The organism is Embleya sp. NPDC059213 (assembly GCF_042754445.1).
GTDB lineage: Bacteria > Actinomycetota > Actinomycetes > Streptomycetales > Streptomycetaceae > Embleya.
On the sequence record NZ_JBHZAV010000069.1, the window covers coordinates 1 to 14,321 of the forward strand.

Sequence of the window (14,321 nt, forward strand, 5' to 3'; positions counted from 1 at the left end):
CGTGGGTGACCCGGGCGCCCGTCCCGGTCAGCCGTCGAGTTCCTCGGCCAGTGCGCGCAGCGCGAGCCGGTAGGAGCCGATGCCGAAACCGGCGATGGTGCCGCTGGCGACCGCGGCCACCACGCTGGTGTGGCGAAAGCTCTCGCGCGCGTACGGGTTGGAGATGTGTACCTCGATGAACGGCGCGGTGCGCTGGGCCACCGCGTCGCGCAGACCGTACGAGTAGTGCGTGAAGGCGCCGGGGTTCATCACCACCGGGACGCGGCCGTCGGCGGCCTCGTGCATCCAGCGGATGATCTCGCCCTCGTCGTTGGTCTCGCGGACCTCGACGGCGAAGCCGAGTTCGGCGCCGAGCCGCGCACACTCGGCGACCAGGGCCTGGTACGACGTGGCGCCGTAGACGTCGGGCTCGCGGCTGCCCAGTCGGCCCAGGTTGGGGCCGTTGAGCACGAGCACCCGGCGCGCGCTCACGCCGACACCTCGGCGTAGGCGGCGACCAGGAAGGTCGGGTCGGGAGCCTCCAGGACGACCGGCTTGGCCAGGCCGTCCAGGACGATGAAGCGCAACATGTCGCCGCGCGACTTCTTGTCCACGCGCATGGTCTCCAGCAGCTTGGGCCACGCGTCGCCGCGGTAGGTCAGCGGCAGGCCGACCGAGGCGAGCACGGTGCGGTGCCGGTCGGCGGTCGCGTCGTCCAGGCGGCCCGCGATTCGGCCCAGTTCGGCCGCGTAGACCATGCCGACGCTGACCGCCGCGCCGTGCCGCCACTTGTAGCGCTCGGCCTTCTCGATCGCGTGCGCGAGGGTGTGGCCGTAGTTGAGGATCTCCCGTCGGCCGGCTTCCTTGAGGTCGCCGGAGACCACGTCGGCCTTGACCCGGATGGCGCGGGTGATCAGCTCGGCGGTGTCCTTGCCCTGCGGGGCGCGGGCCGCCTCGGGGTCGGCCTCGATCAGGTCCAGGATCACCGGGTCGGCGATGAAGCCGGCCTTGATCACCTCGGCGAGTCCGCTGACGTAGTCGTTGCGCGGCAACGATTCCAGCGTGGCCAGATCGGCGAGCACGCCGGCTGGCGGGTGGAACGCGCCGACCAGGTTCTTGCCCTCGGCGGTGTTGATGCCGGTCTTGCCGCCGACGGCCGCGTCGACCATGCCCAGCAGTGTGGTGGGCATCGCGATCCAGCGCACACCGCGCAGCCAGGTGGCCGCGACGAAGCCGGCGAGGTCGGTGGTGGCGCCGCCGCCGATGCCGACGATCACGTCGGAGCGGGTGAAGCCGGTCTGCCCCAGCACCGACCAGCAGTACGCCGCGACCGCGACGTCCTTGGCCTCCTCGGCGTTGGGCACCTGGATCGCGATCGCCTCGTAGCCCTGCGCCGCGAGGTCCTCGCGGACCGCCTCGCCGGTTGCGGTCAGCGCCTCGGGGTGCAGGATCGCCACCCGGCGGGCGGCGGTGCCGATCAGGCCCGCGAGTTCGCCGAGCAGGCCGGCGCCGACGAGCACGTCGTAGGGCTCCGCGCTGCCGCCGACGCGGATCCGGACGGGCTCGGAGGGGTTGCCGCTCATCGATTCACGTCTTTCTCGGGCACGGTCCGCCCGGATGGGGTCGGGTCGGTGGCGGTCCGTCCGGCGAGGCCGAGGCCGACCCGGATCTCGGCTGCCACGTCCTGCGGGGTGCGCCCGGCGGTGTTCACCGTGACGGCGGCGACCTCGGTGTACAGCGGTCGGCGCTGCTCCATCAACTCGCGCCAGCGGGCCCTGGGGTTGCCCACCAGGAGCGGGCGCGGCGCGTCCAGCCCCACCCGCTTGACCGCGTCCGCGATGTCGACCTCCAGGAAGACCACCCGATGCCCCTTCAGCAGCACCCGGGTGGCGTCGTCCAGGATCGCGCCGCCGCCGAGCGCGAGCACACCGGTGTGTTCGACCAGGGCCGCGGCGACCGCCTCGTGTTCGAGCGTCCGGAAGTGCGGTTCGCCCTCGTCGACGAAGATGTCCGGGATGGACTTGCCGGCCCGCGCCTCGACGTCGGCGTCGGTGTCGCGGAAGCCGACCCCGTGCGCCTCGGCGAGCAGCAGGCCCACTGTCGTCTTGCCCGCGCCGGGCGGCCCGACCAGGACCACCAGCGGGCGGGCGCCCTCGTCTTCGCTGTGCACCGTCTCGATGTCCCCTGCGTCCCCGGTGTCCGCCATCGCGCTACCGAATCTCCAGCGCGTCCAGGTAGCCGCGCACGTTGCGGGTCGTTTCGGCGACCGAGTCGCCGCCGAACTTCTCGGTGACCAGGTCGGCCAGCACGAGCGCGACCATCGCCTCGGCCACGATGCCGGAGGCCGGGACGGCCGCGACGTCGGAGCGCTGGTGGTGTGCCTGCGCGGGCTCGCCGGTGCGCACGTCGAAGGTGGCCAGTGCGCGGGGCACGGTGGCGATCGGCTTCATCGCCGCACGCACCCGCAACACCTCGCCGGTGGACATGCCGCCCTCGACGCCGCCGGAGCGGTGCGAGGTGCGCTTGGCGCCCTCGGGGGTGTTGACGATCTCGTCGTGCGCCTTCGAGCCGCGCACCCGGGCCAGTTCGAAGCCGTCGCCGAGTTCGACGCCCTTGATCGCCTGGATGCCCATCAGCGCACCCGCGAGCCGCGAGTCGAGCCGACGGTCCCAGTGCACGTGGCTGCCCAGGCCCGGCGGCAGCCCGTAGGCGAGCACCTCGACCACGCCGCCGAGGGTGTCCCCGGCCTTCTGCGCGTCGTCCACCTCGGCGACCATCGCGGCCGAGGCGTCCGGGTCGTAGCAGCGCACCGGGTCGGCGTCCAGGCGCTCGGTGTCGTCGGGGCCGGGCAGCACGCCCGCGGGTGCCTTGGCCGCACCGAACTCGACCACGTGGCTGACGATCCGGATGCCGGCCACCTGCTCCAGGAACGCCTTGGCGACCGCGCCGAGCGCGACCCGGGCGGCGGTCTCCCGGGCGCTGGCCCGCTCCAGGATCGGCCGGGCGTCCTCGAAGCCGTACTTCTGCATGCCGGCCAGGTCGGCGTGGCCGGGGCGGGGCCGGGTCAGCGCGGCGTTGCGGGCCTGCGCGGCGAGCACCTCGGGGTCCACCGGGTCGGCCGACATGACCGTCTCCCACTTGGGCCACTCGGTGTTGCCGACCATGATCGCCACCGGGCCGCCCTGGGTGCGGCCGTGCCGGACGCCCCCGAGGAAGGTGACCTCGTCGCGCTCGAACTTCATCCGCGCGCCGCGCCCGTAGCCCAGCCGGCGGCGCGCGAGCGCGTCCGCGACCAGGTCGGTCGTGATGGGCACGCCGGCGGGCAGCCCTTCGAGGGTGGCCACGAGTGCGGGGCCGTGCGACTCCCCGGCGGTCAGCCAGCGTAGGTTGCCCACGAATGCTCCTTTTTGCGCTTGCCGCATACCGCGTCCGGGGGATGCCACGGGGGCCGTCCCGGTTGCGCCCGGCGGATGTCCACCCGAATCCTTTCATGCCGGCGGCGGGCCCTCATCGCCGCGTCCAGGTGTCGGACAGCCGCCGCGCGAGCCGGAGTCGTCTCACCAGGCGAGATGCAATCGGGACAACTCGGTGCCGCACAACACCCCGCCCAGCGCCCCGAGCAGCAGCCAGGGCCCGAACGGCAGCCGACTGTCCCGACGCACCCGCCCGGCCGAGATCAGCACCGTCGCGGTGAGCCCGGCGAGCAGGAACGCCAGGAACGCGCCGGTGACCAGCACGCCCCAGCCCAGCCAGGTCAGATGCAGGCCGAGCACGCCGGCGAGTTTGACGTCGCCCATGCCCAGGCTGCCGCGGGACAGCGCGGCCAGGCACACGTGGTATCCGGCCAGCGTGACGCCGCCGAGCAGGGCCCGTCGGTAGGCGGTGAAGTCGCCCAGGGCGAGCGACTCCATGCCCAGCAGGGTCAACCCGGTGGCCAGCGTCACCAGCAGCACCGGGTCGGGCAATCGCAACGTGCGCACGTCCACGATGGCCAGCGTGATGCCGGCGACCGCGAGCACCAGGAACGCGAGCAGGTCCAGGCCCGGCCCGAGCCGCCAGGCCAGCAGGGCACAGACCAGGGCGGTCAGCGCGGCGACCGGCAGCGGACCGAACCGCCCGGTGGCCGCCGTCACCGGTTCGGCGACGACCGGCGAGCGCGGCCCCGGGCCGGCGCCCTGACCGAGCAGGAGATGGATGGGACGGGGCAGACCGAGCCCGGCGACGAAGCCGAGCAGCGCGCAAACGAGAGTGAGGCCGAGGAACACGCCTGTGACGATACGCAGAATCCAATGCCGGTCACGTTCCGTCGTACCCAGGGCCGATCCGATGATCGCAAGGATCCCGCTGCCTGGGGACGACGGATTCGACCGAGGGCACCCCGATCGGTCGGGCCGAAATCCGCCCGGCCTCGACCGGCCGTGCCTCGACCCGCCCGCCTCGACCCGCCCGGGTCACGCGGACCCCGGCGGCCATCGGCTCGCGCCGATCAACCCCGACCGATCAACCCCGTGTGCTCAACCCCGCCCCGCCAACGCCGCCTCGCCCGCCGCGCGCATCGCGGCCAACGGCCCCGGCCGTCCGGTCATCAGCTCGACCTGGAGCACCGCCTGGTGCACGAGCAGGTCGAGCCCGCCCACCACGGTGCCGCCCGCGTGGCCCCACGCACCCGCGAGCGCGGTGGGCCACGGGTCGTACACGACGTCGAAGAGCACGCCGGGCCCGGTGGGCATCTCGATCGCGAGGTGGTCCACCGCGCCCTTGGGCGTGGTGGCCACCACCAGCGGCGCGCGCAGCGCCTCGGCCGCCTCGGTCCACGGGCACACCCGCACCGCGACGCCCAGCCGCTCGCCCGCCACCCGCATCTCGCGGGCCCGCTCCTCGCCGCGCACGTACACCCGCACCGGCCCGTCGGTGATCTCGCGCAACGCGGCCAGCGCCGAGGTCGCGGTGGCGCCCGCGCCGAGCACGGCCGCCGACTCGACCCGGTGCACGCCGCGTTCGCGCAGCGCCGCGACCAGGCCCGGCACGTCGGTGTTCGCACCGAGTCGCCGGCCGTCGGCGGCGCACACCACGGTGTTCACCGCGTCCACGTCGCGCGCGACCGGCTCGATCTCGTCCAGCAGCGGACGGATCGCCCGCTTGAGCGGCATGGTCAAGGACAACCCGGCCCAGGACGCGTCGAGTTCGGCGACGAAGCCCGGCAGGGCCGGCTCGTCGACCTCGAACGCGTCGTAGGACCAGTGGGTCAGGCCCAGTTCGGCGTACGCGGCCCGATGCAGGACCGGCGACAACGAGTGTCGGATGGGCGAGCCGAGCACGGCGGCCCGGCGCGGGATCGGGGTCGGTGTCGGGGTCGTCACGGGCTCGGGTGTTCCTTGATCCACTTGTTCAACTCGCCCTTGAACTCTTGGAATTCGCTGTCGTTGTCGGTGAACTTCGTGGTGCCCGCGATCGGGTCGACGGTGACGAAGTACAGGTACTTGCCCGCCGGCGGCGACACCGCCGCGTCGATCGCGGCCTTGCTCGGGCTGCCGATCGGACCGGGCGGCAGGCCCTTCTTGACGCGCGTGTTGTACGGGTTGCTCGCGTCGTTGAGTTCCTTGTTGGTGAGCTGGATGTTGCTCTTGCCGAGGTAGTAGTTGACCGTCGAGTCCAGCCCCAGCGACATGTTCTTGCCGAGCCGGTTGTAGATGACCTGGGCGACCTTGCCCTTGTCGTCGGTGGTCTTGCCCTCGGCCTCGACCAGGCTGGCGATGATGATCAGGTCGTACGGCGACTTGTTCAGTTGTTGGGCCTTCGCCGGGAGGCCGTCCTTGTCGTACTCCTTGACCGCCTTGGCGACCATGTCCTTGAGCACCACGAGCGGGTCCATGCCGGGGGCCGCGACGTAGGACGCCGGGAACAGGAAGCCCTCGATGTTGCCCTTGGCGTAGTCCGGCAGTCCGAGCGAGGGGTCCTTCGCGGCGGCCTCGACCTTCTCCTTCGGCACCTTGAGCGTCTTGGCCAGCGACTCGAAGACCTGGGCCGAGCGCGCGCCGGGCTTGAGGATGAAGTCCTGCTTGTTCTTCGGGTTGACCAGGATCTCGAAGGCGGCCTTGGCGGACATGTGCTTGGCCATCGTGTACGCGCCGGGCTGGATCTTGGACGCGCGCTGGTCCTTGTCCTCGCGGGCGACCTTGGTGAACGCCTCGACACTCTTGGTGACGCCGGCCCGCTTCAGCTCGTTGGCCATCTGGGGGGTGGCCCAACCCTGCTTGATCTCGACCACGAGCGTGCCCGAGCCGCTGCCGCTGTAGTCCGGCGGCGGGCCGAAACGGTCCTTCAGGAAGCCGTAGGCCCAGTAGCCACCGCCGCCGACGACGGCCAGGACGATCACGAGCGCGAGGGAGACCGCACAACCGCTGCGGTTCTTCTTCTTCCGGCCCCGGCCGCGCCGGCCGCCCCGTGAGTTGTCGTCCTTACCGCGTCGCCGGCTGCGCGGCTCCGACTCCATGCGCAGTCCGAGATCGCTCATGCCGTGGGCCTTTCAGAGTCGGAGACGGACCCGGCCGGGGCAGGTGACACGGCCAGGCCCGGAGGACGTCCGGAACCGCGCTCGGTGTCGAGCGCGTTTTGCAGGATCACGATCGCGGCCGCCTGGTCGACGACGCCGCGGGCCTTCTTCGCCTTGACGCCGGACGCCTGGAGACCGCGGGTGGCGGTGACGGTGGTCAACCGCTCGTCCACCAGGCGTACTCCGATCGCCGGGTCGAGCGCGGCGACCAGGCGGCCGGCGAACAGCCGGGCCTTGGCCGCTGCGGCGCCCTCCTTGCCGGAGAGCGAACGCGGCAGTCCGACCACCACCTCGATCGCCTCGTACTCGGCGACGATCTCCAGGACCCGGGCGATGTCGCGCTTGCCTGCGGGCACGGTCTCCACCGGGGTGGCGATCAAGCCGTGCGGATCACTGGCCGCGACGCCGATCCGAACGTCTCCCACGTCGACCGCAATTCGTACTCCGCGTCTCAAGGTCGGCTCTCCGTCACAGAACTCTGCGTCATTGAACTATTCGGGCATGCCGCCCGGTCATACAAGTCCCCCGGTGGTACGGGAGTCCGGTTCCAGACTTCCACACACACCGGGGGAACGAGGGTAGGGGACGACTCAGGAGGCGCGTTCGGAGACTGTCCGGGTGACTGCGGCCAGCGCGTCGGCCACCTTGGTCGGGTCCGAACCGCCGCCCTGGGCCACGTCGTCCTTGCCGCCGCCACCACCGCCGAGGGTCTGCGCGGCCACCCGCACCAGCTCGCCGGCCTTGACGCCACGCTCGCGCGCGGCCTCGTTGGCGGCCACCACGACCATCGGCTTGCCGTTCACCACGGACACCACCGCGACCGCCGCCGGGCGCGCCGCCAGCCGGCCGCGCACGTCCAGCGCGAGCTTGCGCAGGTCGTCCGGCGTGGTGCCGTCCGGCAGTTGCGCGGTCGCCAGTGCGACGCCGTGCACGTCCTGGGCACCGTCCACCAGACCTGCGGCGGCCTGGAGCACCTGGGCACCGCGCAGCGCCGCGATCTCCTTCTCCGCGTCGCGCAGCTTGGCCATGATCGAGGCGACCCGCTCGGGCAGGTCCTCCGGGCGGCCCTTCACCACTTCGGTGAGCTGGTTGACGATGGTGTGCTCGCGCGCCAGGAAGTTGTACGCGTCGGCGCCCACCAGCGCCTCGACCCGACGCACGCCGGCGCCGATCGAGGACTCGCCGAGCAGCTTGACCAGGCCCAGTTGGGCGGTGTTGTGCACGTGCGTGCCGCCGCACAGTTCCTTGGAGTAGTCCCCCATGGTGACCACGCGGACCCGGTCGCCGTACTTCTCGCCGAACATCATCACGGCGCCCTGCTTCTTCGCCTCGTCCATCGACATCACCTCGGCGGTGACGTCCAGGTCGCGCGCGAGCACCTCGTTGATCTTCTGCTCGACGTCGGTGAGCACGCTGCCGGGCACCGCGCCCGGTGCGCCGAAGTCGAACCGGAAGCGGCCCGGCGCGTTCTCCGAGCCGGCCTGCGCCGCGGTCGGGCCGAGCGCGTCGCGCAGCGCCTGGTGGGTCAGGTGCGTCGCGCTGTGGGCGCGCGCGATGGCGTTCCGCCGGTTGTTGTCGATCCGGGCCGACGCCTGGGCGCCGACCAGGACTTCGCCGACCTGCACGCGGCCGCGGTGCACCGTGACGCCGGCCACCGGGGTCTGCACGTCGCGGATCTCGACCACGGCGCCGGTGTCCAGCCGGATCCGGCCGGTGTCGGCGAGCTGGCCGCCGCCCTCGGCGTAGAAGGGGGTGCGGTCCAGGATCACCTCGACCTCGTCGCCCTCGTGCGCGGCGGGCGCGGGCACACCGTCGACGAGCAGGCCGACCACGGTCGCCTCGCCCGAGGTGTCGTGGTAGCCGGTGAACTCGGTGCCACCGGCCGAGTCCGCCACCTCGCGGTAGACGGAGAGGTCGGCGAGCCCCTGCTTGCGCGCCTGGGCGTCCTTCTTGGCCCGCTGCCGCTGCTCGTTCATCAGCCGGCGGAAGCCGTCCTCGTCGACCGCCAGGCCCTGTTCGGCGGCGATCTCCAGGGTCAGGTCGATCGGGAAGCCCTCGGTGTCGTGCAGCAGGAACGCCACCTCGCCCGGGAGCACCGCGGAGCCGGAGCTCTTCGCCTTGACGATCGACTCGTCGAGCAGTGCGGTGCCCTCCTGAAGGCGGGTCAGGAAGCGCTTCTCCTCGGCCACCGAGACCGCGTCGATGCGCTCGGCCTCCTCGATCAGGTTCGGGTACTGCGGACCCATCGCCTTGATCGTGGTCTCGACCAGGTCGTGCAGCGTCTCGCCGGAGGCGCCGAGCAGGCGCATGTTGCGGATCGCCCGGCGCATCATCCGGCGCAGCACGTAGCCGCGGCCCTCGTTGCCGGGCACCACGCCGTCGCCGATCAGCATCACGGCGGTGCGCACGTGGTCGGCCACCACGCGCAGCGAGACGTCGTCCTTGTGGTCTCGGCCGTAGGTCTTGCCCGCGAGGTCGGCGGCGCGGTCCAGGATCATCCGCGACGTGTCGATCTCGTACAGGTTGTCGACACCCTGCAGGATGCACGCGAGGCGTTCCAGGCCGAGCCCGGTGTCGATGTTCTTCGCGGGCAGCTCGCCCAGGATCGGGTAGTCGTCCTTGCCGGTGCCCGGACCGCGCTCGTACTGCATGAAGACCAGGTTCCAGATCTCCAGGTAGCGCTCACCGTTGACCGCCGGGCCGCCCTCCTCGCCGTAGGCGGGGCCGCGGTCGTAGTTGATCTCCGAGCACGGACCGCACGGTCCGGGCACGCCCATCGACCAGAAGTTCTCCGACTTGCCCAGCCGCTGGATGCGTTCGGCGGGCACGCCGATCACGTCCCGCCAGATGCGCTCGGCCTCGTCGTCGTCGAGGTAGACGGTGATCCACAACTTCTCCGGGTCCAGCCCGTAGCCACCCTCCTCGATCGAGTTGGTGAGCAACTCCCAGGCGAAGCCGATCGCGCCTTCCTTGAAGTAGTCGCCGAACGAGAAGTTGCCGCACATCTGGAAGAACGACCCGTGTCGGGTGGTCTTGCCGACCTCCTCGATGTCGAGGGTGCGCACGCACTTCTGCACGCTGGTGGCGCGCTTGAAGCTCGGCTTGACCTCCCCGAGGAAGTACGGCTTGAACGGCACCATGCCGGCGTTCACCAGAAGCAGCGTGGGATCGTCCGCGACCAGCGAGGCCGAGGGGACGACGGTGTGTCCGCGCTCTGCGAAAAAGCGCAGCCAGCGCTTGCGGATCTCTGCCGATTCCATCAGCTGCCGTCCCTTCGGTCGTACCTTGCTTTGCCTTCGTACAGCTCACGCGGGTCGTACAGATCACGCCCGTCGTGCCAGTCGTCGTGCGGTTCGCGGCTGCCGGGCAACACGCGCCGCACCGGAGCGGGCGGCAACGACGCGGCGGCCACGTCCGCGCCGATCGCGCGGTAGAGCTCCTGCTCGCGTTCGGCCATGCCCGCGCGGATCTCGTCCGCGAAGTACTTGATCGCCTCGCCGATGCCGGTGACATTGTCGGCGACGCCCTCGGGCGTGTACTTGTACGCCTTGTCCTTGACCTTGCGCGCGGCCCAGACGCCGGCACCGGCGCCGACCGCGATCCAGAACAGCCTCGCCATCGGTCAGCCCCTCCCGCGCATGCTGCGCTGCCGTGCGACCTTCTGCGCCTTGGCCGCGATCCGCACCCGGCGGCCGAGTTCGGCTCGCTGCTGCGCGGAGAGCGCGCGGCGGACGCCGTAGCTGAACGCGGCGGTCTTCACGAGCGGGCCGCCCAGGGTGGCGGCGACCGTGGAGGAGAGCGCGGTGGCGTTCGTGGTCATGGTCTGCACGTTGCCCGCGATCTGGTCGACCCGGCCCATCTGGGCATTCGTCGCCCGGACCGTCTCGGTCACCTCGTCGAGCAGCGGAACGGCTCGGTCCGCCACCCCTGCGACCAGGGTCGTGGCCTCCTTGAGCACCTTCGCCAGCTTGACCAGAGCCACCGCGAGAAAGGCGACCAGGATCGCCCAGAAAACCGCGATGATCATCAGCGCGACTTCGCCACCCGACACCGTCATGCGCTCCTTGATGAGTGGGATCAGTCGAGGCGGCAGACATGCGTGGCCGCCTCGGAAAACCCGACCCTACCGCGACCGCGCGGGTCTCCTCGTCCGAGGAAACCCGCGCGGTCGGTGTGGCGCGTGTGTCGACTTGATGTGGCTCGCGTTTCGCGCGGAGCGCGCTCGCGGATCAGCGCGAGTAGTACTCGACGACCAACTGCTCGTCGCAGATCACCGGGACCTCACGGCGCTGCGGGAGCCGGTCCAGCCGGGCCATCAGCTTGTCCAGCCGGGCCTCGATGTAACGCGGGGTCTCGGCGGCGGCGAACCCGCCGGCCTGGACCACCTGGAACAGCGGCTTGGTCCGGCTGCGCTCGCGCACCCCGACGATGTCCTCGGGCTTGAGCCGGTAGGACGGCTTGTCCACCTTGCCGCCGTTGACCTCGATGTGGCCGTGGGTGACCATCTGGCGCGCCTGGTAGACGGTGCGCGCGAAGCCCGCGCGCAGCACGAACGCGTCGAGCCGGCGCTCCAGGTCGACCACCAGTTCGTCGCCGGTCTTGCCCGCGTGCTTGTTGGCCCGGTCGAACGCGGCCCGCATCTGGACCTCGGAGATGTCGTACTGGAAGCGCAGGCGCTGCTTCTCCATCAGCCGGGTCTTGTAGTCCGAGGACTGCTTGCGACCGCGACCGTGCTCGCCCGGCGGGTAGGGCCGGTTCTCCAGGTACTTCGCGGCCTTGGGCGTGAGCGCCACACCGAGCGCACGGCTGCGCCGGATCTTCGGTCGGGTCTGATTCACAGTCGGGTCCTCCGTGCGGGGGTGTTTCGGTGTGGGTCGTCCTGGTGGGCCGCCTGGTGTGGGTCGCCGCCGCGGTCGGCCCGGTCGCGTCGGCGGTCCCTCGGGGGGCGCCTTCGCTCGGGCCGCCGTGACGCGGGTCGCCTTGCCAAGATCGGTGCACTTAGGTAAGCCTAACCTTAACGACGATGCGTTCGGTAGCCCACACAGGGGTCGCAAACGAGCGCCGCACCTGGAGGACGCCATGTCTGTTCCCACCGAGGCCAACGCCGGGCGTACCGATCTCTCTTCCCGACGACCGCTGACCGCCGAGCGGGCCCGCACGCTGGCCGCGTTCGCCGGGTCGGCCACCCTGGAGCTGCCCGGCGACCGGGAGGAACCGGTGGTCCCGGCCGCCCGAGTCGTCGAGCCGGACGGGTCGCTGCTGCTGCTCGTCCCGGGCGAGACCGCCGCGGTCGTGCTGACCTCGCGCGAGGACGTGGCCGCCGTGCTGCACCTGGTGGACGTCGCGCCGGTCGCCGTGCCGCACCGGGTCCGCGCGCACTGCTGGATCGCGGGCTGGCTGAGCATCCCCACCGGCGCCGACGCCGACCGGGCCGCCACCCTGCTCGCCGAGTCCGCCCAGGACCCCACCGCGTCCCCGCGGGCGGGCACCATCGTGCGTCTGGAGGTCGGCGAAGTGCTGGTCGACGACCTGTGGGGCACCGGGCACGTCGAGCCGGAGGAGTACGCGGACGCCGAGCCCGACCCGCTGGCGGTCCACGAGGCCGAACTGCTCCAGCACCTCGCCGCCGCCCACGGCAACGACCTGTGCCGGCTGGCGAGCCTGGCGGGCGCGCCGGCCTGCGACGAGCGGGTCGCGCCGGTGTCGCTGGACCGGCACGGCATCCGGCTGCGCACCGGCGGGCCCGAGCGTACGTGCGATGTGCGGTTCGAGTTCGAGACGCCGGTCTCGGGTCCGATGCAACTGGGTGAGGCGCTGCGCCGGTTGCTGCAGGGGGTGCACGGGCAGGCGTGATTTCGGGCCGCTGCCGTGCCGGTCGGGACGGGGCGGCGTTTCCGGGTCGCATGATGCGCCCGGGCGCGGGCAGTCTCCCGGTCCGGGATCGGTCGTACGGGGTCGGGCACGGTGGTGCGCGATCCGGCGCGCCCGGGCGCGGCGGCGTCGTGCCGCGCACCCGGCCGCGTCGTGGTGCGCCGTATCGGGTGCCGGGGACCGGCTAACGTTTCCGGTCGCGGCACCGGGTGGCGATCCACCCGGGCGGCTCGCCCCGGCGGACCGGGCGCGAGACCGCCGACGCGGGACGACCGCGACGCGAACGGCGGAAGGGACCACACGGGGTGTCGGAGCAACATTCGCGGCACAGGCCGGAGGAACCTGCGGACGGGGACGGCCGCGACCATCCGAGCCCCCGCGCCCCCTGGGAGCCGGAACCCCGGCCGACGCCTCGCTCCGGGGCCAGCCCGTGGCAGGACCGGCTGCGCACCCAGTTGCGGTTCAGCGGGCACACCGCGAGCATCCCGATCGTGCCCGCGCCGGAGAAGCCGGAGGCCGGCCCCTCGGTGCCGCGCGTGCTCGACCTGGCGCTGCGTACCGGCGAATTGTTGCTGGCCAGCGGCGAGGGCGGGGAGGACGTCGAGGCGGCGATGCTGGGCATCACCGACGCGTACGGCCTGGAACGCTGCCAACCCAATGTGACCTTCGTCGCGATCACCCTGTCCTACCAGCCGTCCCTGGTCGAACCGCCGGTCACCGGCGAACGGGTGGTCCGGCGGCGCGCGGTGGACTACACCCGGCTCGACGAGGCGCACCAGTTGGTCTCGGACATCACCGGCGCCGAATTGACCCTGGAGGAGGCGTACCACCGGCTCGCCGACATCCGCCGCAACCGACACCCCTATCCGCGCAACCTGTTGCTGCTGTCCGCCGGGCTGATCGCGGCCTTCGCCAGCGTCATGGTCGGCGGCGGGGTGATCGTGGCCATCGCGGCCTGCGTCGCGGCGCTGATCGGCGAGCGACTGGCGCAGTTGCTCTCCGACCGCGGCGTCCCGGAGTTCTACCAGTTCGTGCTCGCCTCGATGCCGGCCGCCGCGATCACGGTGACGATGATCAAGGTCGGCGTCGGGATCAATCCGTATGCCGTGGTCACCGGCGGCCTGTTCGCGCTGTTGCCCGGGCGGGCCCTGGTCGCCGCCGTCCAGGACGGGTTGACCGGCTTCTACATCACCGCCGCAGCCCGGTTGCTGGAGGTCTTCTACCTGATCGTCGGCATCATCGTCGGCATCTCGATCGTGATCTACATCGGCGACCAGGTGGGCGTGAAGTTCAACGTCGAAGGCACGTTCAACCTCAACGCCAACCCCCGCCTGGTGCAACTCCTGGCGGCGGGCGGGGTGTCGATGACCTTCGCGGTGCTGGTCCAGGTACGGCGGGTGTTGTTGCCGCTCGCCGCGGCGGGCGGCGCGATCGGCTGGGCGGTGTTCCAGGTGCTGCGCGAGGCGGGCGCCGCGCCGGTGCTCGCGACCGCCGTCGCCACGGGACTGCTCGGGCTGCTCGGGCAGTTGCTCGCGCGCTGGCACGGGACGTCGGCGCTGCCGTACGTGATCCCGGCGATCGGCCCGATGTTGCCGGGCAGCGCGATGTATCAGGGCATGCTCGGCCTGGCCCTCGGCCATACCGACACGGGCTGGCGCAGCCTGGTCAACGCGGCGTCGCTGGCCCTGGCGCTGGCGGCGGGCGTCAACGTCGGCTCCGAGGCCGCCCGCTTCGTGCTCCCGTCCCCGCCCCCGCGCACCGGCCGCGAGATGCGCCCGGCCTCCAAGCGCACCCGCGGCTTCTGACCGCCGGACCCGGCCCCGCGCCTGCCGGACGTGGGGGTTCGTGGGTGGGGGCGGGAACGACGTGGGCGGCGGGGGCGTTCGGGGATTGGGGCCGGCGGGCGGGGATTGCCGCC

General features: G+C 72.0%; 14 protein-coding genes. 2 read left to right on the forward strand and 12 right to left on the reverse strand.

Translation table 11 applies throughout. The features are described from left to right. Window positions 1-27 precede the first annotated feature (27 nt). From aroQ to rpsD, 12 genes are all read right to left on the reverse strand, one after another. Window positions 28-471 (reverse strand): type II 3-dehydroquinate dehydratase, encoded by a 444-nt coding sequence (gene aroQ / locus ACFXMF_RS24605; RefSeq protein WP_360313679.1) that lies wholly within the window; start codon window positions 469-471, stop codon window positions 28-30. Then, window positions 468-1,562 carry a 3-dehydroquinate synthase gene (aroB, locus tag ACFXMF_RS24610; RefSeq protein WP_360313681.1) on the reverse strand — a complete coding sequence of 365 codons (1,095 nt, stop codon included), beginning with the start codon at window positions 1,560-1,562 and terminating at the stop codon, window positions 468-470. The genes aroQ and aroB overlap by 4 nt, the downstream gene beginning before the upstream one ends. Beyond that, window positions 1,559-2,185, reverse strand: coding sequence for a shikimate kinase (locus ACFXMF_RS24615; protein WP_360313683.1), 627 nt, complete (start codon window positions 2,183-2,185; stop codon window positions 1,559-1,561). The genes aroB and ACFXMF_RS24615 overlap by 4 nt, the downstream gene beginning before the upstream one ends. 4 nt (window positions 2,186-2,189) lie before the next feature. Further along, entirely contained in the window at window positions 2,190-3,374 is a 1,185-nt protein-coding gene (gene aroC / locus ACFXMF_RS24620) for a chorismate synthase (RefSeq protein ID WP_360313685.1), read from the reverse strand. 162 nt (window positions 3,375-3,536) lie between these two features. After that, on the reverse strand, window positions 3,537-4,244 hold the full coding sequence (locus ACFXMF_RS24625; protein ID WP_360313687.1) for an A24 family peptidase: 708 nt from the start codon (window positions 4,242-4,244) through the stop codon (window positions 3,537-3,539). A 249-nt stretch (window positions 4,245-4,493) separates the two neighbouring features. Continuing rightward, window positions 4,494-5,339, reverse strand: coding sequence for a shikimate dehydrogenase (locus ACFXMF_RS24630; RefSeq protein ID WP_379991874.1), 846 nt, complete (start codon window positions 5,337-5,339; stop codon window positions 4,494-4,496). Continuing rightward, window positions 5,336-6,493 carry an endolytic transglycosylase MltG gene (mltG, locus tag ACFXMF_RS24635; RefSeq protein ID WP_360313691.1) on the reverse strand — a complete coding sequence of 386 codons (1,158 nt, stop codon included), beginning with the start codon at window positions 6,491-6,493 and terminating at the stop codon, window positions 5,336-5,338. The genes ACFXMF_RS24630 and mltG overlap by 4 nt, the downstream gene beginning before the upstream one ends. Continuing rightward, on the reverse strand, window positions 6,490-6,987 hold the full coding sequence (ruvX, locus tag ACFXMF_RS24640) for a Holliday junction resolvase RuvX (RefSeq protein WP_360313693.1): 498 nt from the start codon (window positions 6,985-6,987) through the stop codon (window positions 6,490-6,492). Before ruvX ends, mltG begins: the two co-directional genes overlap by 4 nt. Window positions 6,988-7,122: 135 nt before the next feature. After that, window positions 7,123-9,792 carry an alanine--tRNA ligase gene (gene alaS, locus ACFXMF_RS24645; RefSeq protein WP_360313695.1) on the reverse strand — a complete coding sequence of 890 codons (2,670 nt, stop codon included), beginning with the start codon at window positions 9,790-9,792 and terminating at the stop codon, window positions 7,123-7,125. Beyond that, window positions 9,792-10,151 (reverse strand): DUF6167 family protein, encoded by a 360-nt coding sequence (locus ACFXMF_RS24650; RefSeq protein ID WP_360313697.1) that lies wholly within the window; start codon window positions 10,149-10,151, stop codon window positions 9,792-9,794. The genes alaS and ACFXMF_RS24650 overlap by 1 nt, the downstream gene beginning before the upstream one ends. 3 nt (window positions 10,152-10,154) lie before the next feature. Continuing rightward, window positions 10,155-10,589, reverse strand: a complete 435-nt coding sequence (locus ACFXMF_RS24655; protein ID WP_360313699.1) for a DUF948 domain-containing protein — start codon at window positions 10,587-10,589, stop codon at window positions 10,155-10,157. A 172-nt stretch (window positions 10,590-10,761) separates the two neighbouring features. Beyond that, window positions 10,762-11,370 (reverse strand): 30S ribosomal protein S4, encoded by a 609-nt coding sequence (gene rpsD / locus ACFXMF_RS24660; RefSeq protein ID WP_360313701.1) that lies wholly within the window; start codon window positions 11,368-11,370, stop codon window positions 10,762-10,764. Between the two features lie 241 nt (window positions 11,371-11,611). On the opposite strand from rpsD, the gene ACFXMF_RS24665 reads away from it, so the two are divergent. Both ACFXMF_RS24665 and ACFXMF_RS24670 read left to right on the forward strand, forming a co-directional pair. After that, window positions 11,612-12,385: a DUF2470 domain-containing protein gene (locus ACFXMF_RS24665; protein WP_360313703.1), complete on the forward strand. Its 774-nt coding sequence runs from the start codon at window positions 11,612-11,614 to the stop codon at window positions 12,383-12,385. 323 nt (window positions 12,386-12,708) lie between these two features. Next, entirely contained in the window at window positions 12,709-14,208 is a 1,500-nt protein-coding gene (locus ACFXMF_RS24670) for a threonine/serine exporter family protein (protein ID WP_360313705.1), read from the forward strand. Window positions 14,209-14,321: the final 113 nt, after the last annotated feature.

Bases quoted from the DNA above. Each gene is read 5' to 3' on its own strand.
- ACFXMF_RS24655 (WP_360313699.1), bottom strand. From the start codon at position 10,589: ATGACGGTGTCGGGTGGCGAAGTCGCGCTGATGATCATCGCGGTTTTC.
- ACFXMF_RS24615 (WP_360313683.1), bottom strand. From the start codon at position 2,185: ATGGCGGACACCGGGGACGCAGGGGACATCGAGACGGTGCACAGCGAA.
- ACFXMF_RS24665 (WP_360313703.1), top strand. From the start codon at position 11,612: ATGTCTGTTCCCACCGAGGCCAACGCCGGGCGTACCGATCTCTCTTCC.
- aroB (WP_360313681.1), bottom strand. From the start codon at position 1,562: ATGAGCGGCAACCCCTCCGAGCCCGTCCGGATCCGCGTCGGCGGCAGC.
- mltG (WP_360313691.1), bottom strand. From the start codon at position 6,493: ATGAGCGATCTCGGACTGCGCATGGAGTCGGAGCCGCGCAGCCGGCGA.
- ACFXMF_RS24650 (WP_360313697.1), bottom strand. From the start codon at position 10,151: ATGGCGAGGCTGTTCTGGATCGCGGTCGGCGCCGGTGCCGGCGTCTGG.
- alaS (WP_360313695.1), bottom strand. From the start codon at position 9,792: ATGGAATCGGCAGAGATCCGCAAGCGCTGGCTGCGCTTTTTCGCAGAG.